The organism is Pseudomonas sp. F-14 TE3482 (assembly GCF_053629455.1).
In genome coordinates, this window is sequence record NZ_JBRJII010000001.1 from 5,391,868 (window position 1) to 5,418,485 (window position 26,618).

Genomic DNA, 26,618 nt, shown 5'->3' on the forward strand with positions numbered 1-26,618 from the left:
CCGCATACTTATCTCCAGCGGATTGATCCGCCCCTCAATCTCAACATTGGAGAATAGTATGAACCTTGGTCTAGAAGGCAAAACCGCGCTGGTAAGCGCCTCTACAGCTGGTATCGGCCTGGCTATTGCTACGCAGTTGCTGGAAGACGGCGCTCGCGTAATTATTAACGGACGAAGCGAGGCTGGCGTGGCGCAGCGCGTCATTGAGCTGAACAAGCGCTTTGGTGAAGGGCGCGCTCTGCCGCTGGTGGCAGATGTCAGTCAGGCGGGTGGTGAGGCGGCGGCTGCCGCTGCTTATCCGCAGATCGATATCCTAATTAACAATATGGGCACCTATGAGCTGAGCGACTTCTTCAGCACAAGTGATGAAGACTGGCAGCGCATGTTTGAGACTAACGTCTGGAGTGGCGTGCGGTTGGCCCGTACCTACATGAAAGGCATGCTTGAGCGCGGCCATGGTCGGGTGATTTTCATCTCCAGCGAAGTAGCACTGACGCCAATGGCGTCGATGGCCCATTACAGCGCGAGCAAGGCCACGCAATTGTCGATCTCACGCAGCTTGGCGGAGCTGACCAAGGGCACCTCGGTGACCGTCAACGCAGTCCTGCCAGGGCCTACCGAGACAGAAAGCCTCAAAGGCTTCATCGAGTCTGTGAACCCTGGACTGACGTACGCTGACGCGGAAAAGAAGTTCATGACGGAGAACCGTCCCTCCTCGCTGATCTTCCGGCTGGCCAAACCTGCTGAAGTCGCAAACGTTGTAGCGTTCCTGTCGAGCGAACGTGCGGCTGTAATCAATGGTGCAGCGATTCGGGCTGAAGGCGGGACTGTTCAGACTATCGCCTGATTAATTAGCTGTGGTGGGTGGTTTGCAAATGATAAAGCGTTAGCGCACGTCTTCGAAACAAGCTTTCCTGCCCTGCTCAGATTGATGTGGCCCTGCGTGTGCTCGGCCACGCTCGGAATGGATGAAATATTGATGAAGACTCATAAGCATATTTTGTTAGCCGCTTTAATAGGGAGCGTAAGCGTAGGCGCAAATGCGGCCAACGTATTGATCGTACTCTCCGACGAGAACCACTTGGAATTGCGTGATAACAAATCATTTCCCACTGGCTTCTATCTCAACGAGCTGATGGAGCCCACCAAGGCTTTGCTGGATGCGGGCCATGAGGTGACATTCGCGACACCGAACGGACTTGCTCCAACTCTTGACCGAAGCTCTGCGGTTCCCGATTACTTTAATGGTGATCCACAACGTCTGAAGGAGTACGAGTCTTTACTCGATAAGCTGCTTTTGACATCGCCAACTCGCTCACCGGTGATAAGTTTGGCGCGTGTGGAGCAGATTGGATATTCGCACTTTGATGCTCTCTACGTGCCAGGGGGGCATGCACCTATGCAGGATCTAATATCTGATCCCGCTCTAGGCCGATTGCTACGTGCTTTTCATGCTGCTGGAAAAACCACCGCACTGGTGTGTCATGGCCCGATAGCCCTGTTGTCTGCACTAGATCAACCTCAAAGACTTATCGAATTGCTGGAAGCGGGCAAAAAAGCTCCCAAACCGTCTGTTTGGATCTATGCGGGGTACCGCATGACTGTCATCAGTAACGAAGAGGAAGAAAAAGCAAAGGGATTTTTAGGAGGCGGCCAAATGAAATTTTACCCTCAAGCGGCACTGGAGCTTGCTGGTGGGAGTTACCAGAGCAACACATCGCCTTGGGCTCCGAATGTCGTAATTGACCGCGAGCTTATAACAGGTCAGAACCCTGCATCTGCGGCAGGGGTGGGCCGAGCAATCCTCGAACGTCTCAAGAAATAACCTAAAGGGCTTCGGAATTATGCAGCGTACCTTTTTGATCACAGGGGCTAGCAAGGGGATTGGTCGTGCCATCTCCGAGCAACTCGCATCGGCTGGGCACCGAGTAGTAGGTATCGCTCGACGGGTAGAGGACAGTGGTTTTCCTGGGGAATTGATCGCCGCCGACCTGAGAGATTGCGATAGCACCGTCCAGACCCTTGAAGGGTTGAAGGCCCGCTATACCTTCGACGGTCTTGTTAACAACGTGGGCCTCGTTAAACCTCAAGGAATCGCGGAGGTCGACCTAACCAGCTTTGAGGACGTTATGAAGCTCAACCTGTATCCAGCGCTGCTGGCAACACAGGCTCTTCTTCCAGATATGTCCGCCAGGCGCTGGGGCAGAATAGTGAACATCTCCAGCCTAACGGTTCTCGGAGTGCGCCAGCGCACATCCTACGCCGCCGCAAAAGCCGCTTTGATCAGTTTTACACGTGGTTGGGCGTTGGAGCTCGCCCAAAGTGGTATTACCGTTAATGCTATTGCGCCAGGCCCGGTCGACACAGATCTTTTCCGAAGCGGAAATCCCGAAGGCAGCCCTGGCGAGGCCGCCTACGTTGCGGCAGTGCCTATGGGACGTCTTGGTCAACCGCATGAGATCGCTGCCGCAGCAACTTTCTTGCTTAATGAACACAGCTCTTTTATTACTGGGCAGACGCTCTACGTTGATGGTGGTGCTTCAATCGGCAGGAGCGTGATCTAGCAGAAGTAGAGGGTTGTACTCCGTCCGAATGGAGCGGCGAAGCGATTTTGAATGAAAGGGCCGCGCTGGCAGTCACGAACGGCGGCTATTGGCCGAGGGTGTGTAAAAACGTTTTTGAGTGCGACAGGTACTCAAAACCGGATTGGAAATCGCGCTTCTACGCGAAATCCACATCTGCTGACGTGTCGATAAATTTCAGATTTAACGTAGATGCGCTTACTTCAATTTTGGCGAAGCGTTTTTACACACTCTGGGCCGGTAACAGCCCCTCGTGACAGGCAGCAATCAACCAGATTCTGTTGAAAAAGTCGGATTTTCAGATCACCTGAACTCAGGCACGACCACCACCGAAGAACCAACTCACCACTTTGAGTGGTTTCTCGGCCCTTCGTTGACCTTTGCTGCGTTGTTATTGGGTTAGTTTGAGGTTTTTGGCTTAGTGCAGGCGCACCTATCCCGTGACCGGTGGACCTTGAGAGGTAAATTTGGCCAGCCGGCGCAGGTTCTGCACCGCAGCGGCCAGCGTGAACTCATCGGTCGCACCGCTCATGCCACGTAGTCGCAAGCGATCCAGTTTCAGGGTGCGTTTGAGGTGGGCAAACAACATTTCGACCTTTTTACGCTCGTGGCGAGAGCGCACGTACTCCGGCGTCGCTGCGATGCGCCGAGCCACATCACGAGCGGCTTCATGGACGCTGCGAGCGATCTTGCGAAACGCAGTGTTGGGGAAACACTTGGCCTTCATCGGACAGACTACGCAGTCGACCTGTCGGGATCGGAAGATGATGGTGTTGGCTTTTGTGACGTGCGAACGCTCGTTCTTGAAGGCTCGCCATTCGCTGCGTAATACGTTGCCGGCTGGGCAGCTGTATTCCTCAGCCTCTTCATTCCAGAGGAAATCGTTACTCGAAAAGCTGTCGTTCTTGCGCTCGGTTTTGTCCCACACCGGCACATGCGGTTCGATGTCTTTTTCCTCCACCATCCAGGCCAGCATCGGCGCGGTGCCGTAAGCGGTGTCGCCAATGAGGCGCTCTGGCTTGATGTCGAACTGCGCTTCGACCCGATCGATCATCGTCTTGGTGCTCTCGACTTCTGCGGTTCGATGAGCCGGTGTGGGTTCCACATCCATGATCACGCCGTGCTCGGTATCGATCAGATAATTCGTGGAGTAAGCGTAGAACGCTGGGCCACCTGGAGCTGCGGTCCAGCGGGCTTGAGGATCCGTCAGCGACAGGCGCTTCGGTAGCGTTTCGGCCAGAGCCTCTTCATCGAGGGCTTCAAGGTACTCACGCACGGCGCGGGTACTCAGGGCCGGATCGCTCCAGTTGACCTGTTCATCACCCGGTACGCCGCGCTGCCGGCTCGCATCCGCTTTGATGATACTGGCGTCCACGGCAAAGCCTTCGCCTTTGACCAGGCCAGCATCCATGCAACGACGCAGCACCTCGTTGAACAACCAGTGAAACAGATCGCTGTCCCGAAAACGGCCGTGTCGATTTTTGGAAAAGGTCGAGTGGTTGGGGACTTCATCTTCAAGGCTCAACCGGCAGAACCAGCGATACGCCAGGTTCAAATGGGCCTCTTCGCACAACCGCCGCTCTGAGCGAATGCCGTAGCAATAGCCCACGATCAGCATGCGAATCATCAGTTCGGGATCAATCGACGGACGTCCAATCGGGCTGTAGAAATCGGCGAGGTAATGGCGCAGGTCACTCAGATCGAGACACTGATCAATGCTGCGCAGAAGGTGATTGGCTGGGATGTGATCTTCAAGATTGAACGAGTAAAACAATCGATCCTGCCCACTCGATAACTGTCCCATCATGCTGCGTACTCTCTCGCTGGCCGATGGAGTGATTTTGCCGTAGACGACACAGGGGCGCCATTCTTAGCAAAGTCGACCCAAAGCAGACCATGGCAAGTGGTTATCAGATAGAGAGGGTTCCGCAGTTTTATCCGACTCTTGACTGGTCATTCCCAGCCCAGTTTCCTGTAGGAAGTCTTGTCTTGTTCGGGAAAGTCCGTCAGGTACTCGCCCCACTGCATGTGCGCATAATATTTAGTCATCGCTTCGAAATGACTTTCAGCCTCAACCTCCCAAACAAGCTTCGCTTCCGAATGCATAAGCGCACGCGCACCATCACCTTCAGCACCGGCTAGACAAAAGGTCTGACAGCCATCAGGTTCCTGCCAAAGTTCATGATTCATATTCGAGGTTCTGTTTTTTAAGGTCGTTATGGTGCCCGAAACTCTGATGGAACGGCCGTTATGGATCGGCTCTGTAGAAGAGACTGAATCCGAACGCCGACTTTTTCAACAGAATCAACCACAAAGCAGTCGTTGGAAAGACTAGTGGAAAACAGGTGGTGTACTGCTACCCTCCTTACCATAGCCAGGCGTGCCGTCAATCCAGTCGCGTTCCCCCTCGATAGATCTCGCGCTTACCGCGACTGGAAACGCGACATGGCATGTCACCTGATAGTTTTCGGGGGGTCTAAAGCCCGCGACGGCTCGCAAAGAGCTTTGAAGAAGGCTCCATCGAGAGAGTCGATTGCGGCATCAATTGCCCGGGAATGTATAGAGGTTCGGTTCATGCGGATGACTAAAATGTGCATATCCATGCACACGTAAATTCGCCGTCGCTACCCTTCAGTAAGTCCCTTCCCGCACCCACCGTCTGACCTCAGCCTGTATGGCATAAGCCGGCGCCTCCACAGCATTGAAGTCTTGTGTATACCGCTGGGCAAATCCTTCTACCCCCCATTCCTGATACTGCTGCACATGTTTTAGTTCGTGAGCCCAGAGCGCGATGTTCTGTTCTGCGGTTTGAGCGTCCCGGAAGAGGATGATGTCGATCAGTGTCACGGCGCCGACATCGGGGTTTTGCAGCATGGCAGTGGCAGCGTTGAATTGACCGTCGTCGCTGACTTTGTAGCGCGCGGTATCGAGGACGCTGGGGTCGTACCAGCGCAGCAGATGCTGACCGCCGTGATCCCGTCTTCTGGCTCGATCGCCGCCAGGCCATTGGCCAGGCATACGGTGCGTTCGGCCGAGCGCAATGGCGTCAATGCCACCTCGCCGGCCACCGCCGCCGCGATGGCGCCACGGCGCATCAACGCCACCGGCAGGTAGCCGTGATCCGAGCCGATACCGGCCAGGCGCGCACCTGCTGGTACATGCGCCGCGACGCGTTCGGGGCGCATGGACAATGCCTGTTCGTTCAACTGCAGTTCCTATTCAACACGAAAGTCCGGCACCTTTTGCATTGGTGCGGGCGGCCCATCATGCTAGGAGAGAGGCAGGGTAAAGTGCCGGCATTGGCTCATGCCCCTCTTATGGTTCGTTCGGAAACTCGATGTAAGCGATGACTTTGCCGAACGGCGCGCTTGACATACCTATCGGCATATTCACACCTGGGTACCCTGCTATCGGTGTGTTGATGATAGAAACCTGCTCCCCCGGGGCTCGGTTATCCGCAGCGATCAGCAAAAAGTAGGTGCCATCGGCGGGGGCGACGCCGGACCATTCAATTGCCAGAGCATTGGGGCCGACCAAATTATCAGCCACGATATTACCTTGAGCATCGAGCACCACTGCTTTGGGTTTCAGAGCACTTTTCGCAAACCCCATGCACATGTTGTTGCACATTGAGCTGACATTGATCACGTAGGTCTGGCCCTTGAGCAAACGGAAGTTGAACAGTCGGTAGTTGCCTTGCTGCGTCTCCATGACAATGCGTGGCTCTGCTGGGCTGATCTCCCATCGCACCGGAAACAGGCCACGATTGATCGGCAGTGGAGTGGCCGTTGACTGGCGAATGGCTTCCTGGAATGAATGAGCGATTGGTGTATTGCTGGACTGGACCTGATCTGTGTATTGGCGTTGCGAATTGCTTGAGCAGCCAGTCAGGGACAAGACAACAACAAGTGGTAGTAAGCATTTGAGCATTGGGGGGTCGTCCATTGAGTATTACAGGCGGGAGCCGTTAGCCGAATTTAAAATGGCAAACAGTCATTGTCGGCGGCTCTGGCTGAAGCTTGAACGTAAGTAGGTAGAATCGTTGCCCCGTCCGCCGGGGAGAGAACAGAGAAGTCTTTTTTGAGGTTCGCCCTCTCCCCCCTCCCTAAAGTTTTTGATTGTTAAGCCGATTTCAGATGGGCTCGATACTCAGATACCGACGAAAGACCGTCCATGAGTTCCCCACACAAACTCGGAATACAGTTTCCTCGATATTTCTTGGCCTCCGACTACCACGGGACACTGTCTCGGCCACGCCGCAAATAACGTCAAAACTTCAATTACCCTACAAAGTACGCGCCCGCTATCGCGATGAATTCCGGGGGTGCCAAGGAGCTGTTTGCAGTGAATGTTCTATTTCGCCTGGCGGGCGCCGCCATCGCTGTGACCCTGACGGGTTGTGCCCTGCAAGGCAACGGGATGGCCGATTACTATAAGCGCGAGGCTGTCGCGCGCGAGGCGCAAAATCGAGCCATCGCGACCCGAGTACAATCCCGGCCGCTGCCGTTGGATAGCACTTTCAGACTCGCCCAAACTGCCTTAGTGATGGTTGACGTACCGGCTGAAGGCACCGAGCCAGCCACCCAGGCCCGGCTTTTCGCGGCCTGCGATTCGTTGACATTAGCCATGGATTATCGAGATGCAAAGAGGTGGAGCAGCCCTTATGTTCTGCCAGCAGACACGGCGCGGGACATCGCTCAGCAGATGTGCCACACGGTCCGAGACAGCGCTTGGAAGCAGCTTCCCGGTGAGAGCGAAGACCTCTTGTTATTGGACCCGGGAACCCTGGCCATCGAGAACTCCCGACGTTCGATCTGGGCGGGCATCGACTTTGGGCGCACCCGTCTGGACGAAAGCGAAGGGAAGCCCTACGGCCGCCAGTTCGAGCGTGTCGAGGTGGACTGTTCTATCCGCCAAGCCAGCACCCGCCTGGCTTATCGTTTAGGCGATCAGGTCTTGCTGCCGCCGCCTGTTCAGCCAATTGACAGTGCATTGGACAAAGAGCAACGTGCCCGGCTAATTGGCGTTGTGTGCGCCGAGCCCGCCAACCTGGCGAAACTCGCCACGCCAGTCACTCGTCAAAAATTACCGCCGGACATGCGTACACCGGTGCTACCGGCGACATTGTTCGCACAGGTCAGCGCCCTGCCTCAAGGACAAGCGACCCACACGCTCAGCCATTTGCAGTTCACGTACAACGCTAGCTCCCCGCTCGTGCCGCGCGCCGTGGTCAACGACCACCCAATGGACTTGTATCTGCAACCGGGCCCGGCCCGCGGCATATGGCGCGAGCAAGCGACGGGGGCACTGGGCAGCCAGCGTGTGAGCCTGCGCTGGCGCGGGATGATCGAACTTGCCGCGACAAGCAGCACTGAACTCGCGGGCAAAACCAATCAGCAAAGCACCCTCACGAACATCGACTTGGATGGCGATTGGCAAAAACTCAAACCCGGGAGTGCTATCGCCTACAGCAAACATTTCACTCAGAGCAATGGCAAACCATTCGTGCAGAAATTTGAGTGTTCGGTAGGTGAATCCCTTCCTGCCACACAAACAGTCGCCTCACTGCAAGGCATGGCCCGCAAGGTTACTTGCGTCACCAATAACGCCCTGAAGACAAGTAATACATACCTCTACCTAGAGGCCTATGACCTGTTCGTGGAAACCGCCGATACTTCAACGCTCATAGTCCAGATCAACACGCTCAGGGCGGCGGAATAACGTATAAAGATGATTGCGGTGATGACGGACAGGCCTATTCATACACAAATAAAAAAGCAGCTCTCGGGAGCTGCTTTTCGATCCTACTCCCCTTTTATGCTTATGGGGTTTCAGGTCTGGATGATCTTTCCGCTTTTCGGGCGTGACTCTCTGCCTCTTGTCCGGAGTGCCATCTTCGTTTGTTCTTTTAGGGCCAGGTTTGATACTCATGGTCGATTTCCTTTATCGCTTGGGTTGTTAAATCCTGCTTTGTAACTAGCCCGATTTTTTACAGCTGCCAACAGGGAGCGGACAAGGGTTGCGTAGTCACAGGGTAGGCATTCGGTAGTAAATCGCCGAGTTGGTCACGCCTCAGAAGCCCAGTTTTCGGGGCTTTCGTCGAGCAGTTTGAATCGGCTCTGAGCTTTTTGACATCTACGAGATATCCCCATTTGGCCGATTACTGCCTGTCGCGAAGGTCAGTAATCGGCCGATTGTGTTGAAAAAGTCGGCCATGGTTTGCGCATCCAAAAAGTACGCGTCCGAGATTGAAATCTTTACTTTTGGCAGAGGCTTCCGGACTCGGATTTCACGTAGCCGCGTGCGAAAAAGGCGTTTTCATCAGTCAATGATCAGGCAGTTTGGGCAGACCGACTTTTTCAACAGAATCGGCCAAGAGCGGACGTTCGATCCACGCCTGAAAGTCCGATCTGTGAAAGCTAGCCTCTAAGGGCACGCATTATTTCCTGGACCACCGGCTTCGTGTATTTCTCACTGGGCTCAGTCTCCGGTGGGTCGTTACTGCGGATCCATTCACCTTGATCGAACGCTTGGTAAAGCGAGAAAGCGGGCTGAGGCATATCCTCAGTCATACCCACTTCAACCACGGCATTTATGATCCCATTCATTACACCGTCGCAAAAATCATAGATCAAAGATCCCTGTAGATACCCCTCCGCAACCGCGACGGACAGCTCGTTCAGCACATCTTGCGGTGCAATACCGAACTTGTCGCAAGTGGAGGCAAGATCACTCAGCGTTAAACCGTATGCTTCGGCTTTCACCGAAAGCTCCTTGAGTTCGTTCTTTGGTAACACCCTGATCATGAGCTTCTTCCGGTTAGGTTCGAAGGTAGTGCTTGCTTCACTCATAAAACTTTTCGACCAACAGAATGGCCGCACAGCGCTGCCACACGCTCAATACCATGCTGCAATACGGCGTCATGCTTTCGACCAAGGCTGTCGCCAAAACCACGGATCACCTCCAACAACGACTTCACCCGCAGCGGCAGATTCCCGGCCGGGTAAACCGCGTGCATCTGCGGGCTTTCACCGCCGCTGGAGGTCAGTTTGTACTCGGGACAGACCCGCAGCAGGCGCCCCGCTTCCACTTCGGGCTCTGCAATCCAGTCCGCCAGTCGGGCGATCCCGACGCCCGCCAGCGCCGCCTGGAACACCGCCAAACCGGAGCTGAAACGAAATTTTGGATGAACCCGGAAGCTGATGGCCCGCTCTTCACTGCGAAAATTCCACTCCTTGAGAATCCGCGGCGCCGTATGCAGGATCAGCGAGTGCGCCTCCAGCGCCTCGATGGAGTCGGGTATCCCGCGCCGCTCCAGATACCCGGGGCTGGCATACAGGTAACGTGAATAATTCCAGAGCGGATAGCCGATCAGGTCACTGGATTGCGCAAACGCGCCGCGAATCGAGAAGTCCAGCTTGCTCTTGGCCGGGTCAATGAGTTCATCGGTAAAAATCACATCAACGTTCACGTCTGGATAACGCTCGCTGTACTGCGCGATCAACCGGGGCAATACCCCGTGTCCGAGAAACTCGGGGGCGGAAAAGCGGATCCAGCCATAGGCCAGGCCGCTGAGGCCGGCCAGGTCTTCATCCGCCTCACGTTGCAGATCCAGCATTTTGTAAGCGTGAGGCATCAAGCGCTCACCCGCTTCGGTCAAGCTCACGGCATTGGACGAGCGATTGAACAACTTGACCCCGACGCTTTCCTCCAGGGCTTGAACGGCACGGGTCAGCGCGCTGGGGGAGCGCCCCAGAGTACGTGCCGCCGCGACGAAGCTGCGCTTGCGAGCCACCGTTGCGAAGGCTTCAAGTTCCCCCAACATATCCAATGCCATGCGCCACCTCGTTGCACTTTTCACAACGTGGTATTGCAACACATTAAAAGCCCTTCCGTTAACCTTCCTGCTCAAGGACGCAGGCAAGCCGATGCGATGAAACACGTAGAAGCCGCCGGACGCTCACCCACCCTTCAACGTCAGAGCCTGATTTCATGGTCGATATTGTCATCCTTTGCGTGTTCGCCTTCGCCGCCGGCCTGATCGATGCGGCGGTGGGCGGTGGTGGACTGATCCAGATACCCGCGTTGTTCAACGTGCTGCCCACGGCACAACCGGCGGCGCTGCTGGGTACCAACAAGGTCGCGGCAGCCTGCGGCACCGCATTCGCGGCCCGGTCCTTCGTGCGCAAGGTGGTGATCGACTGGGGTCTGGTGATCCCCGCCGCCTGTTCGGCCTTTGTCATGGCCTTCTTCGGAGCGGCCACGGTGTCGTCCGTCCCCCAGTCGATGATCCGGCCGGCGGTGCTGGTATTGATCGTGCTGATGGCGATCTACACCTTCTGGAAAAAAGACTTCGGCGCCCTGCACAAACCCATGCGCATCGGTACCAAGGAAAAATTGCTGGCGATCGTCATCGGCGGTGCCATCGGCTTCTACGATGGACTGTTCGGTCCCGGCACTGGCAGTTTCCTGATCTTCCTGTTTATCCGCTGCTTCGCCTTCGACTTCCTTCATGCATCGGCGTCGGCCAAGCTGGTGAACATCGCGACCAACGTAGCGGCGCTGATATTCTTCATTCCGACGGGTAACGTGCTCTACCTGATCGCAATCCCCATGGCGGCATTCAACATCCTCGGCGCGCTGACCGGCACGTGGCTGGCGGTTCATAAAGGCGTGCCCTTTGTCCGGACTCTGTTCCTGGTGTTGCTGGTGATCCTGATCAGCAAGCTGTCCTACGACCTGTTCGTGTAAACCTGAAGGAAAACTACATGCATCCCGCGATCTGTAGCAGCTGGCGAAGCCTGCTGCTACAAGTGCGTCACGCCTTAAACGGCTTAACTGACTGGCATTGTGCTTTGTCGTTGAGACGTGTGCGCTCATGGCGCCGGTTTGCCCGGCATGGACGCGGTACTTGCCCACGACCTTTCAACCATTGCTGGCATCGATAGTCACCATCACGTCAATGAAGTTCTCATAAAAAATCCTCGGCGTAACATCCGCTCCATACCCAACCAATAACACCCCGGAGCACACCATCATGAAACGCCAAATCATCCTCAGTATCGCTTTCTCGGTTTTTGCAGTTAACGCTTTTGCCGCGTCTTCTACTCACCCGGTTGTCGCTGAAGGCGGCTCGGATCGTCTGATCGAGAATCGCGTCGCTGAAGGTGGTTCGGATCGTCTGATCGAGAATCGCGTCGCTGAAGGCGGCTCGGACCGTCTGATCGAGAACCGCGTTGCTGAAGGCGGTTCGGATCGTCTGATCGAGAACCGCGTCGCTGAAGGCGGCTCGGATCGTCTGATCGAGAACCGCGTCGCTGAAGGCGGCTCGGATCGTCTGATCGAGAACCGTGTCGCTGAAGGCGGCTCGGACCGTCTGATCGAGAACCGCGTTGCTGAAGGCGGTTCGGACCGTCTGATCGAGAACCGCGTTGCTGAAGGCGGTTCGGATCGTCTGATCGAGAACCGCGTCGCTGAAGGCGGCTCGGACCGTCTGATCGAGAACCGCGTTGCTGAAGGCGGCTCGGATCGTCTGATTCAGAATCGTGCGGCATGAATGGGTGGCTTTATCGCAATACTCAACCAAAAAACCCGGCCTCATCAGCCGGGTTTTTTCATGCGTTTTTAGTGCCCGACGGGATCATCAAAGATGGTCAGCGCTGGTACTCGAGCATCGCTGACGGGTCTTCACAGTGACATTCTTTTTGATCCAAATAACAATTCTTTTTACAGCAGCGTTTTGCCTATAACAGTCATTTAGTGTTTGGACATAAGGCCATGAAGAACGCCCAACCTTAATCCCGGTTCGGAAGGACTCATGTGCGAGATGCCGAATACCTTGAACGCCGCCAGCATGAGCACCAGGCCACCGGGCAAGATATTCAGCCTATGGGGTGGCAAGCCCGCCAATTTGAGTTGTTTAACATGCCCCACTTCCAGCAGACGCAACGATAAGCGCAACAGGCCGCCGTAGGTGATACCGCTTTGACCATTGTCATTCAAGCCATTGGCCTTGAGCACTTTGGCCAGCATCCGTGCAGTACCTGAAGAGCCAATAGTCTGCTGCCAACCCAGCGCGCGATAACGACGGGTAACTTTTTCAAACTGCAGAGTGGCCACGCGCTCGGCCTCCAGGAGCGCCTTCGTCGATATACAGCCGCCCTGAAAATAACGCGCGCCAAAAGTGCCGCTGCCAATGGCAATGCTCTCGGTCAAGAGAGGCTGAGTGCCCCGCCCCAGAATCAATTCAGTAGAACCGCCGCCGATATCCACGACCAGGCGCATACTTTCTGTACTGGGTATCGTATGGGCAACACCGGCGTACACCAGTTGCGCCTCTTCATGCCCAGAGATGACATCTATACGAAAACCCAGGTGCCGCTCCGCGCTGGCCAGAAACAGTTGGGCATTATCGGCTTCGCGGACGGCACTGGTCGCCACTGCCCGCACGCGACCGGCCTCAAAGCCGCGCAGTTTTTTGCCAAATCGCGCGAGCGCTTGCCATCCCCGATCCAGCGCCAACTCGTCCAGCGCCCCTCCCTGAAATCCTTCCGCCAAACGGACAGGCTCTCGCAAGGTTTTCACTTCCTGGATCATGAACCCCTGATTGCGCCTGACCGACTGGCCGATCATCATGCGAAACGCATTGGACCCCAAATCAATGGCCGCAAACAGGGAGGCGTCTCCTTTCATAGGGGGATTCCTGGCAAATGCATCAGCCCGCAGACGGCGTTCCGTCTGAGCGCTCAAGACGGTTTGCGAGGAGCTTGCCATTCGTTCGATGACACCGTGATGACACCCTCTAACCTTTTCGAAAGAACAGACACCGGGCAAATCTGCCTGGGTAACCGTGATTTGCCACTCAATAAACACGACAAGGAATGCCCGCTTATGAAATTTGGCTACATGATCATCTACGTCCCGGACGTTGTTGCCTCACTCCAGTTCTTTTCGTCAGCCTTCGGGCTTGGCGTGCGCTTCCTCCATGAATCCAACACCTACGGCGAACTCGAAACAGGGGAAACCGCACTGGCATTCGCCGCCGATGAACTGGCCGCGAAGAACTTCAGTACGGGGCATGTCTCGGCACATTCTTCCCCCAAACCACTTGGAATCGAAGTAGGCCTGGTGACCGATGACGTTCCGGCGGCGCATGCCAGAGCGTTGAAGGCGGGAGCCAGCGAAATTTCTGCACCAAGCGCCAAGCCCTGGGGACAAATCATCTCCTACGTTCGATGCCCTGACGGAACGTTGGTAGAACTCTGCACACCGGTACAGCAATAATCGGGGATCGGTGAGTCGGCATCGCCTCTATAGGCGATGCTGGCGAGTCCCTCTTTGAACGTCCAAAGCCGCGCTGCATAAAGCTGCCTTCGTCACAGAACGGCATGACTTCAGCCAACAAACCCTACCCCTTCGCCTCGCCGCCGATTCATCAAGAACGACCGTCCGTAACTCTGCCCCGGCAGCCTCGAACCCTTCGCTATTCTTAACCACACACCACCGCTGGCACGGCTGAACGCCCGGCTTGCGGCATCATCGTCAGGAGTAAGGATCCGGGTAAGGAGCGCGCCACCTCAACAGAGTATCGAATAATGAAAATGCTACTGATGGTCGAGTTTCCCCATGAGCCTTTCAACGCGCTTGTCAGGTCGGGGAAAGTCGGCGAAATCATGAACCGCGTGCTGGAAACCATTAAGCCGGAGGCGACTTATTTCACTGAGCAGGATGGAATGCGAAGTGGGATTTTTCTGATCGATGTAGAAGACCCTTCCGAGATTCCCGGCTATGCGGAACCCTTCTTTCTCAACTTCCAGGCCAACTGCAAATTCCGAGTGGTCATGAGTGCGCAGAACCTGCAAGACGCGGGTCTGGAGGAGCTCGGAAAAGCCTGGGGGTGAGGTGCGATCAATGAGTGAGAAACCTGTGGCGAGCGAGCTTGCGCCCGCTTGAGTGCATAACGCGCTCACAAAAATCGGCAGTTGCTGTCGGATTTTTGGGGCCGCTACGCAGCCCAGCGCGAGCAAGCTCGCTCGCCACAAGCGTGCTCGCCACAATGGCAGAGCCTGTCGCTTACTGAACGGTTTTCAGCTTGATCACATCACCGGAGATTGTGGTGGTGTAACCGGTCAGAGCCCAAGCCCAGAACCAGTTTTCCTGCACTTGGGTGTTGATCATCGCGTCGCCGCCACGGGCTTTGATCGCAGCGTTCTGAGCGCGGATGAAACGGTTGTTCTGCTGGATCGGGATGAGGCCGAACAGCAGGAGGCCAGTGGCGGTCGCTTCACTGTGGCCGACAACGGTGTACTGGTTGCTGTCGTACTGCTGAGTCTTCATCGGGGTGCCGGTGCAACCCGCCAGAACCAGACCGAACACGGCTACGGCAACTACTTTGCTGAGGTAATTCACTGAGTCACTCCATTAGAAATACCCGGGATCCATCTCTCGGGCGGCACATACTTTAACGGATGAAGTGGCTCATTGATATCACCTGTACAGACTTTATGCGGTATCCAAAAACGGGTTGATAAGACACCGATTACTGCGGCTGAAATGTCTGAAGGTAGGCCAAAAGGTTTTCGATCTTCTGCGGATCGCTCAGGCCCCAGAAAATCATCCGGGTTCCGGGGACTACTTCTTTTGGCGCTTCGATGTAGGCGGTCAGTGTTTCGCGAGTCCAGATGAGGCCTGATGATTTCATCGCGGATGAGTATTGGTAGTCCGTCGTGCTTCCCGCAGGGCGTCCGAAGATGGCATTGAGTTGCGGACCAAAAGAGCCCCGCGCCGAAGTCCCTACCTGATGACAGCCGCCGCAGATACGGTTAAACAGTTTCTGACCGGCTTCAGCATCCCCCGCCGCTTCGGCTTGCATGCTGAATAACCCGGTAGTGAGCATCAAGGCGAAAGTAAGTACGGCGGCATTTTTCATGTGGTGCTCCCAATCAGGTGTTGCTGACAGCAAAAACGGGCGGCTATTTCATCATGACTGGCTGCTACACCGAAGCCTTGAAGTTAATCTATAACCCTCTTCGTCCCTTTAACGTCGTTGCAGGAGAGCCAGAATGAAACCCGTCGAACCCTTTTATCGGGACGCCGGCAAGGGCCCGGGCATTGTCTGCTTTCATGCCAATGCGAGTCACTCGGTGCAGTGGCGTGGACTGCAAGATCACCTGGCCGCACAGTTTCGGGTCCTGGCGCTCGATTCGTTTGGCGCCGGCAAGAGCCCGGCGTGGCCCACCGATCGAATCGTCACCCTCAGTGAAGAAGCGCGCTTCGCCGAACCGGTACTCGCCCGCGCTGGCGAGCCACTCATTCTGGTCGGTCATTCTTATGGCGGGGCGGTGGCGTTGATCGCGGCGTTGCAGAACCCCGGCCGGGTGCGCGCCCTGGCTTTGTATGAGCCCACCTTGTTTGCCCTGCTCGACGCCGAATCGCCCCCACCCAATGAGGCAGATGCCATTCGTGAAGTCGTCGCAAACGCCGGGCTGGCACTTGAGGCGGGTAACCTGAACGCAGCGGCCCGGCACTTCATTGACTACTGGATGGGTGCCGGCGCTTGGGAGCAAACCCCGGAACAACGCAAGCCTTCCATCGCCGCCGCGGTGGCCAATGTACAGGGCTGGGCTCACGCGTTGTTGAACGAACCGACACCATTACAGGCGTTCCGCTCGCTCAACCTGCCGGTGCTTTTCATGGTCGGCAAGGATTCGCCGGCATCCTCACGGGCGGTGGCGCGGCTGCTGACCGGCGCACTGCCGAACGTTGAAGTGGTGGAACTCGAGGGGCTCGGTCATATGGGGCCCATTACGCATCCTGAGGTCGTCAATCAGGTCATCGTGCAATTTATTGAGCGCAATTGACCTGACTTCACACCGCTACGGTGCAGGACGTTGCAGTTTGACCCACTCCTGCACCGTAGGCCGCTGCCATTGACGCTGGGCGTATTCCACCAGCGCGCAGGGCACGGCGTCATCGTTGAGTATCAGCCGGTTGAGCATCAAGGCCAGATCCACATCGGCGATCGACCATTGCCCGAACAAATACTCGCGGCCGTCAGCCAGTAGCGCTTGTGCAGCATCAATCAGCTTGCGCGTGGCCGATTCGGCAGCGGGCGACAAGGGCGCTGATTTGAGGCCATAAAACACCACCAGTGTGGAACGTTCCTGCCGGATGGGCAGCAGGTCACTGCGCAGCCACGCCTGGATTTGTCGTGCCTTCGCGCGCTGCCTCAATTCTTGCGGGTAAATCGGCGTCTGAGGAAAAACGTCTTCCAGGTATTCAGTGATCGCCGACGATTCAGACAAGGCAAAATCGCCATGCACCAGCGTCGGTACGCGCTGGGTCAGCGAGAGGCTGGCATAGTCTTCTGCCTGGTTTTCGAACGCGTCGAGGTCCAGCGGGCTCAGTTCGAATTCGATGCCCTTTTCGCGAAGGGCCACGAAAACCGACATGGCATAGGGGCTGGTGAATTGAGCATCAACGTACAGGCGCAGGCGGGAATCATTCACGAGGACATCTCCATAGGGTGAGCAGACACGCTACGAGATCCAATGCCATAAAGAAAATGCATGATTTTTATGGGGGCATTCCTGAGCGGAATACGGGGTTGGCGGGCAATCGCTGAAATGACTGCCCCAGCGCATGAATGATCCAATTGCGCTTTTCACCTGAAAAAAGTCATTTGTGCACCTATCTCGCTCGCAGTCCCCGCCCTAAAGTGCACCGATCTACTCAACCCTCGGCATCCTTATGAATCTCTGGTTTCGACTGTTCCTGATGCTGTTTCGTCGCCCATGGCGCAAGCCGGTTGATGGGCTGGCCACTACCATCATCCGCATGCGCGTCTGGCCGCTCGATCTTGACCTCAACCGGCACGTCACCAATGGCCGTTATTTCACTATGGCCGACATAGGCCGCATGGACTTCGTCCTGCGCAGCGGTGCCTATCGAGTGGCTCTGCGCCATAGAGCTGTGCCGATCGTTGGGGATACCTGGGGCAAGTTTCGGCGGGAGCTGAAGCTGTTCGAATCGTTTGAGATTCATACCCGCATACTCGGCTGGGACGATAAGTGGAGCTTTATGGAACACCGCTTCGTGAGCAAAGGACGGGTAGTTGGCGTCGTCATCATGCGGGGCCTGTTCCGCGCGGCCAAAGGCACGGTCGCACCTGCCGAGTTTGTCCGGGAGCTGGGATTGGCTGAACAGTCACCCGAGATGGCGCCGTGGCTGACAACCTGGTCGCAAAGCTGCGACGATATGAGCCGCCAACTCCGAGAGGAAGAAGGCCTGGCGCCTAAGCTTCATCCTGTCTCCGAACCCTGACCAGGCGGCCAAATAGAAGCTAATATTCCCCTGAATCCCTCTGCCAAGGACTGCAACCATGAGCCGGCTCGAGCTACTGACCAAATGGAATCGCATGATTGTCCGGTTGCAGATTGAACACGAAATCAGTGCCCGGGATTTCGAGAAATTCAGCTGGAAACTGGGCATCCCCTGCGTGGTGCTGTCGGCGATCGTCAGCGCCAGCGTCTTTGGCTCGATCAGTGATTCCTCGCCCGTGTGGCTCCAATACGTAGCCGGTGTCCTGTCACTCCTGACCCTGGTGTTGAGTTCGGTTCAGACCTTCCTGAACTTTGACACCCGGGCTGCAGGGCACAAAGACACCGCCGAGAAACTCGGGGCGATATCGCGTGAGATTCAGGACGAAATCGCCAGTGGCAAGGACGAGGCTATCCTGGGCCCAATCGTTTTTGACATCCGCAAGCGCATTGATTCGATTCTGCTTGATGCGCCGACCTTGCCCAAGTCGACGATAAGGAGACTGGGGGATGTTCGCGTCTCCACAGAGCCACCGCCAGCGGGGCAAGACACCGTCCCGGCTTGATCAACGGCCAGACCTGGCCCGCAGCATCGTGAAAGGAGGCGTTTGCCATGCAACTCATCACGTTGAAAATCGACAAGCCAGAAGCGACGAACTTCATTTTGGGCCAGACGCATTTCATCAAGTCCGTCGAGGATATTCATGAAGCGTTGGTCAACGCCGTGCCAGGTATCCAGTTTGGCGTGGCCTTTTGTGAAGCCTCCGGCAAATGCCTGGTGCGATGGTCTGGCACCGATACCGCCATGATCGAGCTTGCGCAAAAAAACGCGCAAGCCATTGCCGCGGGCCATAGCTTCATCATTTTCCTGGGCGACGGTTTCTATCCGCTAAACGTGTTGAACACCGTCAAAATGGTGCCAGAGGTGTGCCGTATTTTTTGTGCAACGGCCAATCCCACCGAGGTGATTCTCGCTGAGACGGAACAGGGACGCGGGATTCTGGGCGTGGTGGATGGCTTCTGTGCCAAAGACATTGAAGGTGATGAAGACATTCTGTGGCGCAAGAACTTGTTGCGGCAGATCGGCTACAAGTTGTGATTTGAGTCTGGTTTTGAGTCAGTGAGAAGCCTGTGGCGAGGGAGCTTGCTCCCGCTTGAGTGCGTAGCACTCACAAAAATCGGCAATAGTTGTCAGATTTTTTGGGGCCGCTGCGCAGCCCAACGCGAGCAAGCTCGCTCGCCACAAAGGCATGTATGACTGATGGGCGCTTAAGTGAACAACATTACAAGGCCTTGCACCTCACCTGCCCGAATTCTGCACCAGTTGCTCAACAAAAAACTCCACATGCCCTCTCGGATGAGTGGGCAACGGCCAGCTATCGACATTGTGAGCCAGGGCCTGGAAGGCTTGAGCGCATTTGGAACGGGGAAAGGCTTCAAACACCGCACGCCCCTTCTGCACGGCTTTGTGCGCACATTCATCGTTGGGTATCGCGCCGACGTATTGCAGCGAGACATCGAGGAACATGTCGGTAATCTTTTCCAGCTTGGCAAACAGATTGCGGCCTTCCGACGGACTGCCTGTCATGTTGACCAACACCCGAAAACGGTGCAGACCGTAGTTCAGGTTGAGCAGCTTGATCAGCCCGTAGGCGCCGCTGATCGAGGTGGGTTCATCGCACACGACCACCATCACTTCCTGCGCCGCGCGGATGAAGTTGACCACTGAGCCACCAATACCGGCGGCGGTATCGATCACCAGCACATCCAGCTTGTCGCCAATATCGCTAAAGGACTGGATCAGTGCACGGTATTGCGCCGGTTCCAGATGAATCATGCTCTGCAAGCCCGAAGAGGCCGGGGCAACACGAATGCCTCCAGGCCCAGGCAACAGCGCCTCGGACAGTTCGCAACGCCCTTCAATGACATCGGCCAGCGTGTAGCGCGGCGTCAGCCCCAACAGAATATCGATATTCGCCAGGCCCAGATCGGCGTCCAGCAATACGACACGCCGCCCCATTTTGGCCAGCGCCAACGAAAGGTTAACCGCCACCGTTGTCTTGCCCACGCCACCTTTACCGCCAGTTACAGCGATAACCTGCACGCAATGCACATCATCCATTTTGTCTTCCTTCCTTGCGCATCGTGTGCCAGTACGTCATGGCCACCGTCCAGATGCCGCAAGAATAGCTGAAAAGCGCGAAATAGCCGCGTTGTCTTCCGACGAGAGGCACTTCGCCACCTGCCATCGAACCTTTTCAACGAAAACGCCGCTAATGGGTTGATTCAGAGAATGACACTGCGCTGCTAAATGCTTGCTTATAGAGGCGGCTGAACTGGTGCCAGACTCTCAGGCGCCCTGCTCACCCCCCAGATGATGAAACGACCAAGACGTCTAAATCCAGACGTCATTGATTGCGGTTCTTTCTCCCTCCTGATCGCCGGTATTCAGCACGCCACGCGGCTCGATCAGTAACATCTTCACCTCTCGCCCGGCGTAAGGCTTGTGTTCGACGCCCTTGGGGACAACGTACATTTCTCCCTGCCTAACCACGACGGCCCCCTCTCGAAGATCAATGCGAAGCTCGCCTTCAAGGACGATGAAGGTTTCATCGGTGTCGGCATGGGAATGCCAGACAAAATCGCCTTCGATTTTCACCACCTTGAACTGGTAGTCGTTCATTTCGGCAATGACTTTGGGCGCCCATTGCTCACTGAACAAAGCAAATTTCTCGGCAAAGTTAATCGCGGTGCAGGTTGTCACGCCGGGTTGGGAATGCATTTGAGTCGCCCTCACTAGACACGTTATAGAGGTCTGACTTTAGGAGAGGATCAGCACGGCGTATTGCATGATCGTGCAAGTCGAGCGCCCTTAAACAAGGCCCAGCCTTTTCATCCATCGACCGGGTGAGACGCCGTAGGTCTGGGTGAACTGACGCGTCATGTGGCTTTGATCGAAAAAGCCTGCGCAGACGGCCGCCTCTGCCATCGAGTAGCCGCCGAACATCAGTGCTCTAGCCAGATCGAGACGTCGTTGAGTCATGTATCGATAGGGGCTAGTACCGTACAGCGCACGAAAATCACGGCTCAGGCTCCAGCGGTCTCGACCACTGGCCTGCGCTAACTCCTCCAGGGTAATGACTCGATCCAGCGACTCATGAATCAGCGCACGCGCGCGTTCGGCCGCTGCGAAATCAAACGACTTGCGCCGCCCGCGTTGCCCCGAGTTCACATCCAGCGCCTGCGCGAGATCGTAAATGGCATCGTCTTCTTCCAGGGGCTCGATGCAAGCGTCGAGGTTTTGCAGTAGCACCTGGGTCGCGGCATAAAGCCGTGGGTCGTTGGAGATACCACCCTCGATGAAGGGCAAGGGCTTGCCGCCTAATACTTGCTGAATCAAAGCAGGTTCGATGTAGATCATCCGATAATGAAAACCCGCTTCGGTGCCGGCTTCACCGTCATGCACCTCGTCTGGATGCAAAACGATGGTTTTCCCGGGCAGGCTGTGACGTTTGGTGTTGCGGTACTGGAAGCTTTGTACACCCGACAGCGTTCGTCCGATGGCATACGTATCGTGGCGATGCGGCGTAAACCCATGGCCGCCAAAAAAGGCTTCGATACGCTCCATCTTCAACGGTTGAGCCGAGCGCTTTACCCAATCCTTGTCACCCCTGGCTTTCGTCATGTCCCTGTACCACCTGAATGATGTCAGTACGGTACCAGTCAGCGTGTCCGATGTCCCCCGCGGACTGACCCGTGCATGCCTGAATCGGCCCCCACGACGGCGCCGCTAAATTTGTCTCTTCCCCTCGTGAACCAGTCTTCAGACCCGCAGTCTTAGCCGTGCCGTAAAAGAAGCTCACCCAACGAAGCGCTCCTACGGTCATTGCTCGTTCCTGTCCCCTTATCGTCGTCATCTCATCAGAGCTGTCCGTTCATGCGCCTAACCGTCCGCCGCTGTCGCTTTATCTCGCTGTGCCTGATGCCTTTGCTCCCGCTACTCGCCAGCCCCGCCCACGCCAGTGGGGAGCGGCAACTGGTGGAGGTCATCAACGACTACCGCGCCGATCCCGATCGCTGCGCGGGGCGTACGGTCAAGCCGTTGCGGCCGCTGTCGCTGAAATCGAATCTGGCCTTGCCGGTCGGCTATGGCGGCGGTTTGCGCAGTGCCTTGAAGGCCAACGGCTATCAAGCGGTGACGGTGCGCACTCTTCGCGTGGTCGGCGCGCAAGATGCCGATGAGGCGTTTGACATGCTTGAGAGCGACTATTGCGGGGCGCTGCTCGATACTCAGTTCGCCGACATCGGCGTCACTCGCTCCCGTAGCGAATGGCAGGTGGTACTGGCGCAACCGGTGCTCGACGGACGTGCCGGTGATTCGCGAGCAGCGGGCAAGGCGTTGCTGGCACAGGTCAACGCGGCACGGGCCAAGCCGCGCATGTGCGGGCGTCAACGCTTTGCCGCCGCACGGCCACTTTCCTGGAATCCCGCTTTGGGTGCCGCCGCGCAAGGCCACAGCAAGGCAATGGCCTACGGCAATTACTTCGCCCACCGGGATCCTGATGGTGATATGCCATTGGATCGGGCCAAAGCCGCCGGCTATCGAGGCCGGCAGATCGGCGAAAACATCGCCGCCGGGCAAAGTTCACCGAACAAAGCGATGGCCAGCTGGCTGGCCAGCCCCGGGCACTGCGCCAACCTGATGAACCCGATGTTTACCCAGGTCGGCGCAGCCTATGCCGCCGATTCGCGCAGCGATAAAGGTGTTTATTGGACGATGTTGTTTGGTGCGCCTTGAATCAGGCGCGTTCCATAACCCCAAAAATGCCAGTCGGTTAATCGCAAGCCCACTCCCACAAATGGATTGGCGACGTACACAAATTTTGCGAACGACACCGACCACTGTGGGAGCGGGCTTGCCCGCGAAGACGGCGGCACAATCAACATTGATGTCGCCTGACCCACCGCCATCGCGGGCAAGCCCGCTCCCACAGGTTCCGCCGGTATTCGGGCATTATTCAAATACTCGACGGCGCTGCCACGCTTTGCCGCCCTTTGAAGGCCAGCGAAAAACAGAAAAATATCGCCAGCGCAAAACCTGCCGGGAACAGCCAGATGCTTTTCCAGTCATGGCTGTCAGCCGACGCATAGTGATCGGTGACCGCCCCGGCCACCCAAAAGCCAATCAGCATGCCCACGCCGTACGTCGCGAGGGTGATCAAGCCTTGCGCGGAGCTTCTGAAACGCTCCGAGGCTTTGGCATCGGTGTAGATCTGCCCCGAAACAAAGAAGAAGTCGTAGCAGATGCCGTGCAAGGCGATGCCGGTGAACAACATGAAAGCGAGGTCCCCGTTGTTGCCGTAGGCGAACAGCAGGTAGCGCAACGCCCACGCCAGCATCCCCACCAACAGCGCGATCTTTATGCCGAAACGCTGGATGAACAGCGGCAGGAGCAACATGAACAGCACTTCCGAGACTTGCCCGATCGCCATCTTGGCGGTTGGATTGGTCACGCCGATTTCCGCCAGGAACGGGTTGGCATTCTGGTAATAAAACGCCAATGGAATGCAGATCAGAATAGAGGCGATGAAGAACACCAGGTAACTGCGGTCCTTCAACAAACCCAAGGCGTCTAGCCCCAGTATTTGCTTCAAGCCGACACTGCCTGGTTCAGGTTTGAGCGGCGCGGTGCGCGGCAGGCTGAAGCTGTAGATGCCAAGCACGAAGGAGGCAATGGCCGACATCAGAAACGTGTTGCGCAAGCCACCGGATGAGATCGCTTGTTGCGAATCCCAGGCAAACACAAAGCTGATCACCACGCCCGCCACAATCCAGCCAATGGTGCCCCACACTCTGATCCGCGAGAACTCCAGGGCCGGGTCGCGCATCTGCCGGAACGCCACCGAATTCACCAACGCCAGCGTCGGCATGTAGATCATCATGTAAGCCAGCACAAACGGGTAAAACCCACTGAAGTCAGGCGCTCGATAGAGTTGCAACAGCAGCACCGCGCCGATCAGATGCAACACCGCAAGAATGCGCTCGGCATTGAAGTAGCGGTCGGCAATCAAACCGATCACAAAGGGCGCGATGATCGCCCCCCAGGACTGCGTCGAGAACGCCATGCCGATCTGCCCGCCACTGGCCCCCAGGTTACTGGAGAGGAAGGTGCCGAGGGTCACGAACCATCCGCCCCAGATAAAGAACTGCAGGAACATCATTACGCTTAATCGCGCAGTCATCGTGGTCATATCAGTCACCGTCTTATTGTTTTTCTTTTTTGGGAGAAAGGGGCAAACAGGTTTTCAGGCGTCGGGCAAACCCAATAGCCGTCGATTGAAACGCTCGTCGGACGCCACGCTGGCGAAATCGTCAAACGCCTTTCGGGTTTTGCTGATCATGTGCTGGCGGATGAAGGCCGCGCCTTCTGCGGCGCCCTGCTCCGAATCCTTCAGGCAACACTCCCATTCCAGAACCGCCCAGCCGGCAAAGTCGTACTGCGTCAATTTGCTGAAAATCGATTTGAAATCGATCTGCCCATCGCCCAAAGAACGGAAGCGGCCCGGCCGATCGACCCAACCTTGATAACCGCCGTAGACACCCGAACGGGCATCGGGCCGGAACTCGGCGTCCTTGACGTGGAACATGCGGATGCGCTCATGGTAGCGATCGATGAAGCCCAGATAGTCCATTTGCTGAAGCAGCAGATGGCTCGGGTCGTAGAGGATCGCGGCGCGCGGATGGTGATCGACGGCCTCAAGGAAACGCTCGAACGAGGCGCCGTCGTGCAGGTCTTCGCCGGGATGGATCTCGTAGCAGAGGTCGACACCGGCCTCTTCGAAACAATCGAGGATCGGCAACCAGCGCCTGGCCAGTTCGGCAAACCCCTGTTCGACCAGACCGCTCGGGCGTTGCGGCCACGGGTAGACGTAAGGCCAGAGCAACGCACCGGAAAACGTCGCGTGCGCCTTCAACCCCAAGCGCTGGCTGGCGCGCGCGGCGAGCTTCAGCTGATCGATGGCCCACTCGGTGCGGGCCTGAGGCTGACCGCGTAAATGCTCGGGGGCAAAGTCATCGAACAACGTATCGAACGCCGGATGCACCGCCACCAATTGGCCCTGCAGATGCGTCGACAGTTCGCTGATTTCGACACCTGCCTGGGCGCAGACGGCTTTCAACTCATCACAGTAATCCTGGCTGTCGGCGGCGCGCGCCAGGTCGATGTATTGCGTGCCCAGGGTCGGCAATTGAATGGCTTTGTAACCCTGCGCTGCGGCCCAGCGGGCAATGTTGGCGAGCGTGTCGAAGGGCGCTTCGGCGGACATGAACTGCGCGAGGAAAATACCCGGGCCGCGCAGGCCTGCCGGTGTTGGGGAGGTGTGGTTCACGGGAGGTTTCTCCGGATTCATGGGTTGCAGACCAGTTCGGTCCACTTCGCGTCGCCGCGATGATTGGCGACCACCGCCTCGATGAACGCCATGCCACGCAACCCGACCTCGATACCCGGCACGCCCGGGGCATCATTGCCTTCGATGTTGCTGCGGATCGCGGTGGCGAAATCGCCATAGAGATTGGCCATGGCCTCGAGATAACCTTCGGGATGCCCGGCGGGCAAACGCATGCGCTGGCTGGCGGCCTCGCACAACCAGGGCTGGCCGACACCGGAACGAAGGATGCTCAACGGTTGATCGAGGGAGCGATGGATCAGGCTCGCGGGCTCTTCCTGACGCCACTCCAGCCCGCCCTTGTCGCCATAGACGCGGATCTTCAACGGGTTCTCTTCGCCGGCGCAGACCTGGCTGGCGATCAACACCCCGCTGGCCCCGGCGGCCATCTTGAATAGCATCGCCGCGTCATCGTCCAGTTGCCGCCCGGCAATGTGCGAACCCAAGGTTGCGCACACCTGTTCGATGGGTTGGTCCGCGACGAATTCGGCCAGTGAAAAGGCATGGGTGCCGATGTCGCCAATGCAGCCGCCCAACCCGGACTGCTCGGGCTGATCGCGCCAACTCGCCTGCTTGTTGCCCTGCCCGGCCACATCCCGGCTCAGCCAGCCCTGTGGGTACTCGACGATGACCTTGCGCACTGCGCCGATCACGCCGGTACGCACCATCTTGCGCGCCTGCCAGACCATCGGATATCCCAGATACGTGTGGGCGAGTCCATAGAGACGATCGCTGCTTTTCACCACCGCCTTGAGCGCCAGCAGCTCGGACAGATTCAGTGCCGCGGGCTTTTCGCTGAACACATGAAAACCCGCATTCAGTGCCTGGCTGGCAATCGGCGCGTGCAAGTGATTGGGCGTGACGATAACCAACAGTTCCATGCGCTGGTCGGCAGGCAGTGCGCGCTCGCGGTCCAGCATCTGTTGCCAGTCGCTGTAGCAGCGTGAGGCGGACAATCCCAGCGCGGCGCCGGTATCCTGATTGTTGCGGGCGTCTCGGCTGAATGCACCGCACACCAGTTCAAAACGACCATCGAGGCCGGCAGCCTGGCGGTGGGCTTTGCCGATGAAGGCACCCTCGCCGCCCCCGACAAACCCCATTCTTATTTTTGCCGTTGCAACATTCATCGCGAATTTTCTCTTGTTCGGGGCGGATTAGTGCTTCAGGTTTGACTATGATGTAACCGGTTACATCATGCCGGAAATTTAGGCTCAGTTACTTCCAGTGTCAAACCCGGGATTAAAAATGAAGCTCATTTCAGCGCACGGCCGGAC

At 56.9% G+C, this 26,618-nt stretch carries 28 protein-coding genes and 2 pseudogenes; 13 read left to right on the plus strand and 17 right to left on the minus strand.

Going from position 1 to position 26,618, the window contains the following annotated elements:
• Positions 1 to 58 precede the first annotated feature (58 nt).
• From AB7M26_RS24280 to AB7M26_RS24290, 3 genes are all read left to right on the plus strand, one after another.
• Positions 59 to 847, plus strand: a complete 789-nt coding sequence (locus AB7M26_RS24280; protein WP_123493897.1) for an SDR family NAD(P)-dependent oxidoreductase — start codon at positions 59 to 61, stop codon at positions 845 to 847.
• Positions 848 to 979: 132 nt separating this feature from the next.
• Entirely contained in the window at positions 980 to 1,825 is an 846-nt protein-coding gene (locus tag AB7M26_RS24285; RefSeq protein ID WP_123493895.1) for a type 1 glutamine amidotransferase domain-containing protein, read from the plus strand.
• A gap of 16 nt (positions 1,826 to 1,841) precedes the next feature.
• On the plus strand, positions 1,842 to 2,564 hold the full coding sequence (locus tag AB7M26_RS24290; RefSeq protein ID WP_123493893.1) for an SDR family oxidoreductase: 723 nt from the start codon (positions 1,842 to 1,844) through the stop codon (positions 2,562 to 2,564).
• A gap of 451 nt (positions 2,565 to 3,015) precedes the next feature.
• Here the strand turns inward: AB7M26_RS24290 and AB7M26_RS24295 are convergent, their stop codons facing one another.
• From AB7M26_RS24295 to AB7M26_RS24315, 5 genes and pseudogenes are all read right to left on the minus strand, one after another.
• Positions 3,016 to 4,389 (minus strand): transposase, encoded by a 1,374-nt coding sequence (locus AB7M26_RS24295; RefSeq protein ID WP_123493891.1) that lies wholly within the window; start codon positions 4,387 to 4,389, stop codon positions 3,016 to 3,018.
• A 146-nt stretch (positions 4,390 to 4,535) separates the two neighbouring features.
• On the minus strand, positions 4,536 to 4,772 hold the full coding sequence (locus AB7M26_RS24300) for a hypothetical protein (RefSeq protein ID WP_048381736.1): 237 nt from the start codon (positions 4,770 to 4,772) through the stop codon (positions 4,536 to 4,538).
• A gap of 441 nt (positions 4,773 to 5,213) precedes the next feature.
• Positions 5,214 to 5,555: pseudogene (locus AB7M26_RS24305) on the minus strand (eCIS core domain-containing protein); the annotation flags it as partial.
• Positions 5,528 to 5,788, minus strand: a pseudogene (locus tag AB7M26_RS24310) (tRNA (adenine(22)-N(1))-methyltransferase TrmK); the annotation flags it as partial. The pseudogenes AB7M26_RS24310 and AB7M26_RS24305, both read right to left, overlap by 28 nt.
• 109 nt (positions 5,789 to 5,897) lie before the next feature.
• Complete coding sequence (locus AB7M26_RS24315) at positions 5,898 to 6,512, minus strand: hypothetical protein (RefSeq protein ID WP_123493889.1); 615 nt, start codon at positions 6,510 to 6,512, stop codon at positions 5,898 to 5,900.
• Between the two features lie 414 nt (positions 6,513 to 6,926).
• Between AB7M26_RS24315 and AB7M26_RS24320 the strand changes: the two genes are divergently transcribed.
• Positions 6,927 to 8,303: a hypothetical protein gene (locus AB7M26_RS24320; RefSeq protein WP_429386526.1), complete on the plus strand. Its 1,377-nt coding sequence runs from the start codon at positions 6,927 to 6,929 to the stop codon at positions 8,301 to 8,303.
• Positions 8,304 to 9,001: 698 nt separating this feature from the next.
• Here the strand turns inward: AB7M26_RS24320 and AB7M26_RS24325 are convergent.
• Positions 9,002 to 9,433, minus strand: a complete 432-nt coding sequence (locus tag AB7M26_RS24325) for a hypothetical protein (protein ID WP_123493882.1) — start codon at positions 9,431 to 9,433, stop codon at positions 9,002 to 9,004.
• Complete coding sequence (locus tag AB7M26_RS24330) at positions 9,430 to 10,419, minus strand: LysR family transcriptional regulator (RefSeq protein ID WP_123493880.1); 990 nt, start codon at positions 10,417 to 10,419, stop codon at positions 9,430 to 9,432. The genes AB7M26_RS24325 and AB7M26_RS24330 overlap by 4 nt, the downstream gene beginning before the upstream one ends.
• A gap of 155 nt (positions 10,420 to 10,574) precedes the next feature.
• Here AB7M26_RS24330 and AB7M26_RS24335 point away from each other — a divergent pair, with 155 nt between their 5' ends.
• The gene (locus AB7M26_RS24335; RefSeq protein ID WP_123493878.1) at positions 10,575 to 11,333 is read left to right on the plus strand and encodes a sulfite exporter TauE/SafE family protein; all 759 of its coding nucleotides are present in this window, start codon (positions 10,575 to 10,577) and stop codon (positions 11,331 to 11,333) included.
• Positions 11,334 to 11,619: 286 nt separating this feature from the next.
• On the plus strand, positions 11,620 to 12,138 hold the full coding sequence (locus tag AB7M26_RS24340) for a phage infection protein (protein ID WP_123493876.1): 519 nt from the start codon (positions 11,620 to 11,622) through the stop codon (positions 12,136 to 12,138).
• Between the two features lie 200 nt (positions 12,139 to 12,338).
• Here AB7M26_RS24340 and AB7M26_RS24345 read toward each other — a convergent pair whose 3' ends face one another.
• Positions 12,339 to 13,274, minus strand: coding sequence for a Ppx/GppA phosphatase family protein (locus AB7M26_RS24345; protein ID WP_429377067.1), 936 nt, complete (start codon positions 13,272 to 13,274; stop codon positions 12,339 to 12,341).
• Positions 13,275 to 13,472: 198 nt separating this feature from the next.
• Here AB7M26_RS24345 and AB7M26_RS24350 point away from each other — a divergent pair, with 198 nt between their 5' ends.
• Together AB7M26_RS24350 and AB7M26_RS24355 are read left to right on the plus strand one after the other, a co-directional pair.
• Entirely contained in the window at positions 13,473 to 13,865 is a 393-nt protein-coding gene (locus AB7M26_RS24350; RefSeq protein WP_123493872.1) for a VOC family protein, read from the plus strand.
• 311 nt (positions 13,866 to 14,176) lie between these two features.
• Positions 14,177 to 14,482: a panthothenate synthetase gene (locus AB7M26_RS24355; protein WP_123493870.1), complete on the plus strand. Its 306-nt coding sequence runs from the start codon at positions 14,177 to 14,179 to the stop codon at positions 14,480 to 14,482.
• Positions 14,483 to 14,654: 172 nt separating this feature from the next.
• On the opposite strand, the gene AB7M26_RS24360 is transcribed toward AB7M26_RS24355, so the two are convergent.
• Positions 14,655 to 14,990, minus strand: coding sequence for a hypothetical protein (locus AB7M26_RS24360; protein WP_123493868.1), 336 nt, complete (start codon positions 14,988 to 14,990; stop codon positions 14,655 to 14,657).
• 130 nt (positions 14,991 to 15,120) lie between these two features.
• On the minus strand, positions 15,121 to 15,510 hold the full coding sequence (locus AB7M26_RS24365; protein WP_123493866.1) for a c-type cytochrome: 390 nt from the start codon (positions 15,508 to 15,510) through the stop codon (positions 15,121 to 15,123).
• 133 nt (positions 15,511 to 15,643) lie between these two features.
• Between AB7M26_RS24365 and AB7M26_RS24370 the strand changes: the two genes are divergently transcribed.
• Positions 15,644 to 16,441 (plus strand): alpha/beta fold hydrolase, encoded by a 798-nt coding sequence (locus tag AB7M26_RS24370; protein ID WP_123493864.1) that lies wholly within the window; start codon positions 15,644 to 15,646, stop codon positions 16,439 to 16,441.
• A gap of 15 nt (positions 16,442 to 16,456) precedes the next feature.
• On the opposite strand, the gene yfcF is transcribed toward AB7M26_RS24370, so the two are convergent.
• On the minus strand, positions 16,457 to 17,089 hold the full coding sequence (yfcF, locus tag AB7M26_RS24375) for a glutathione transferase (protein WP_123493863.1): 633 nt from the start codon (positions 17,087 to 17,089) through the stop codon (positions 16,457 to 16,459).
• 241 nt (positions 17,090 to 17,330) lie between these two features.
• On the opposite strand from yfcF, the gene AB7M26_RS24380 reads away from it, so the two are divergent.
• From AB7M26_RS24380 to AB7M26_RS24390, 3 genes are read left to right on the plus strand one after another with little or no spacing between them, the layout of a single operon-like run.
• The gene (locus tag AB7M26_RS24380; protein ID WP_123493861.1) at positions 17,331 to 17,903 is read left to right on the plus strand and encodes a thioesterase family protein; all 573 of its coding nucleotides are present in this window, start codon (positions 17,331 to 17,333) and stop codon (positions 17,901 to 17,903) included.
• Between the two features lie 58 nt (positions 17,904 to 17,961).
• Positions 17,962 to 18,465 carry an SLATT domain-containing protein gene (locus tag AB7M26_RS24385; RefSeq protein ID WP_123493859.1) on the plus strand — a complete coding sequence of 168 codons (504 nt, stop codon included), beginning with the start codon at positions 17,962 to 17,964 and terminating at the stop codon, positions 18,463 to 18,465.
• 47 nt (positions 18,466 to 18,512) lie between these two features.
• Complete coding sequence (locus AB7M26_RS24390) at positions 18,513 to 18,998, plus strand: adenosine-specific kinase (protein WP_123493857.1); 486 nt, start codon at positions 18,513 to 18,515, stop codon at positions 18,996 to 18,998.
• A 201-nt stretch (positions 18,999 to 19,199) separates the two neighbouring features.
• Here AB7M26_RS24390 and AB7M26_RS24395 read toward each other — a convergent pair whose 3' ends face one another.
• The 3 genes from AB7M26_RS24395 to AB7M26_RS24405 all read right to left on the minus strand — a co-directional run bounded on the left by AB7M26_RS24395 (position 19,200) and on the right by AB7M26_RS24405 (position 21,584).
• A complete protein-coding gene (locus AB7M26_RS24395) occupies positions 19,200 to 20,021 on the minus strand; it encodes a MinD/ParA family protein (protein WP_123493855.1) in 822 nt (273 codons plus the stop codon).
• Positions 20,022 to 20,294: 273 nt separating this feature from the next.
• On the minus strand, positions 20,295 to 20,681 hold the full coding sequence (locus AB7M26_RS24400; protein WP_123493853.1) for a cupin domain-containing protein: 387 nt from the start codon (positions 20,679 to 20,681) through the stop codon (positions 20,295 to 20,297).
• Positions 20,682 to 20,771: 90 nt separating this feature from the next.
• A complete protein-coding gene (locus AB7M26_RS24405) occupies positions 20,772 to 21,584 on the minus strand; it encodes an AraC family transcriptional regulator (protein ID WP_123493851.1) in 813 nt (270 codons plus the stop codon).
• Positions 21,585 to 21,836: 252 nt separating this feature from the next.
• On the opposite strand from AB7M26_RS24405, the gene AB7M26_RS24410 reads away from it, so the two are divergent.
• Entirely contained in the window at positions 21,837 to 22,697 is an 861-nt protein-coding gene (locus tag AB7M26_RS24410) for a CAP domain-containing protein (RefSeq protein ID WP_123493847.1), read from the plus strand.
• A 220-nt stretch (positions 22,698 to 22,917) separates the two neighbouring features.
• Here the strand turns inward: AB7M26_RS24410 and AB7M26_RS24415 are convergent, their stop codons facing one another.
• From AB7M26_RS24415 to AB7M26_RS24425, 3 genes are read right to left on the minus strand one after another with little or no spacing between them, the layout of a single operon-like run.
• Positions 22,918 to 24,150 carry a nucleoside permease gene (locus tag AB7M26_RS24415; protein WP_123493845.1) on the minus strand — a complete coding sequence of 411 codons (1,233 nt, stop codon included), beginning with the start codon at positions 24,148 to 24,150 and terminating at the stop codon, positions 22,918 to 22,920.
• 54 nt (positions 24,151 to 24,204) lie between these two features.
• Entirely contained in the window at positions 24,205 to 25,308 is a 1,104-nt protein-coding gene (locus tag AB7M26_RS24420) for a sugar phosphate isomerase/epimerase family protein (protein ID WP_123493843.1), read from the minus strand.
• A complete protein-coding gene (locus AB7M26_RS24425) occupies positions 25,305 to 26,471 on the minus strand; it encodes a Gfo/Idh/MocA family protein (RefSeq protein ID WP_429386540.1) in 1,167 nt (388 codons plus the stop codon). Before AB7M26_RS24425 ends, AB7M26_RS24420 begins: the two co-directional genes overlap by 4 nt.
• Between the last annotated feature and the right edge of the window lie 147 nt (positions 26,472 to 26,618).

Coding starts and splice junctions, on each gene's coding strand:
- AB7M26_RS24355 (WP_123493870.1), top strand. CDS start 14,177: ATGAAAATGCTACTGATGGTCGAGTTTCCCCATGAGCCTTTCAACGCG.
- AB7M26_RS24345 (WP_429377067.1), bottom strand. CDS start 13,274: ATGAAAGGAGACGCCTCCCTGTTTGCGGCCATTGATTTGGGGTCCAAT.
- AB7M26_RS24400 (WP_123493853.1), bottom strand. CDS start 20,681: ATGCATTCCCAACCCGGCGTGACAACCTGCACCGCGATTAACTTTGCC.
- AB7M26_RS24300 (WP_048381736.1), bottom strand. CDS start 4,772: ATGAATCATGAACTTTGGCAGGAACCTGATGGCTGTCAGACCTTTTGT.
- AB7M26_RS24340 (WP_123493876.1), top strand. CDS start 11,620: ATGAAACGCCAAATCATCCTCAGTATCGCTTTCTCGGTTTTTGCAGTT.
- AB7M26_RS24410 (WP_123493847.1), top strand. CDS start 21,837: ATGCGCCTAACCGTCCGCCGCTGTCGCTTTATCTCGCTGTGCCTGATG.
- AB7M26_RS24335 (WP_123493878.1), top strand. CDS start 10,575: ATGGTCGATATTGTCATCCTTTGCGTGTTCGCCTTCGCCGCCGGCCTG.
- AB7M26_RS24420 (WP_123493843.1), bottom strand. CDS start 25,308: ATGAATCCGGAGAAACCTCCCGTGAACCACACCTCCCCAACACCGGCA.
- AB7M26_RS24370 (WP_123493864.1), top strand. CDS start 15,644: ATGAAACCCGTCGAACCCTTTTATCGGGACGCCGGCAAGGGCCCGGGC.
- AB7M26_RS24285 (WP_123493895.1), top strand. CDS start 980: ATGAAGACTCATAAGCATATTTTGTTAGCCGCTTTAATAGGGAGCGTA.
- AB7M26_RS24315 (WP_123493889.1), bottom strand. CDS start 6,512: ATGCTCAAATGCTTACTACCACTTGTTGTTGTCTTGTCCCTGACTGGC.
- AB7M26_RS24390 (WP_123493857.1), top strand. CDS start 18,513: ATGCAACTCATCACGTTGAAAATCGACAAGCCAGAAGCGACGAACTTC.
- AB7M26_RS24415 (WP_123493845.1), bottom strand. CDS start 24,150: ATGACCACGATGACTGCGCGATTAAGCGTAATGATGTTCCTGCAGTTC.
- AB7M26_RS24325 (WP_123493882.1), bottom strand. CDS start 9,433: ATGAGTGAAGCAAGCACTACCTTCGAACCTAACCGGAAGAAGCTCATG.
- AB7M26_RS24425 (WP_429386540.1), bottom strand. CDS start 26,471: ATGAATGTTGCAACGGCAAAAATAAGAATGGGGTTTGTCGGGGGCGGC.
- AB7M26_RS24395 (WP_123493855.1), bottom strand. CDS start 20,021: ATGGATGATGTGCATTGCGTGCAGGTTATCGCTGTAACTGGCGGTAAA.
- AB7M26_RS24295 (WP_123493891.1), bottom strand. CDS start 4,389: ATGATGGGACAGTTATCGAGTGGGCAGGATCGATTGTTTTACTCGTTC.
- AB7M26_RS24280 (WP_123493897.1), top strand. CDS start 59: ATGAACCTTGGTCTAGAAGGCAAAACCGCGCTGGTAAGCGCCTCTACA.
- AB7M26_RS24385 (WP_123493859.1), top strand. CDS start 17,962: ATGAGCCGGCTCGAGCTACTGACCAAATGGAATCGCATGATTGTCCGG.
- AB7M26_RS24350 (WP_123493872.1), top strand. CDS start 13,473: ATGAAATTTGGCTACATGATCATCTACGTCCCGGACGTTGTTGCCTCA.
- AB7M26_RS24365 (WP_123493866.1), bottom strand. CDS start 15,510: ATGAAAAATGCCGCCGTACTTACTTTCGCCTTGATGCTCACTACCGGG.
- AB7M26_RS24380 (WP_123493861.1), top strand. CDS start 17,331: ATGAATCTCTGGTTTCGACTGTTCCTGATGCTGTTTCGTCGCCCATGG.
- AB7M26_RS24405 (WP_123493851.1), bottom strand. CDS start 21,584: ATGACGAAAGCCAGGGGTGACAAGGATTGGGTAAAGCGCTCGGCTCAA.
- AB7M26_RS24330 (WP_123493880.1), bottom strand. CDS start 10,419: ATGGCATTGGATATGTTGGGGGAACTTGAAGCCTTCGCAACGGTGGCT.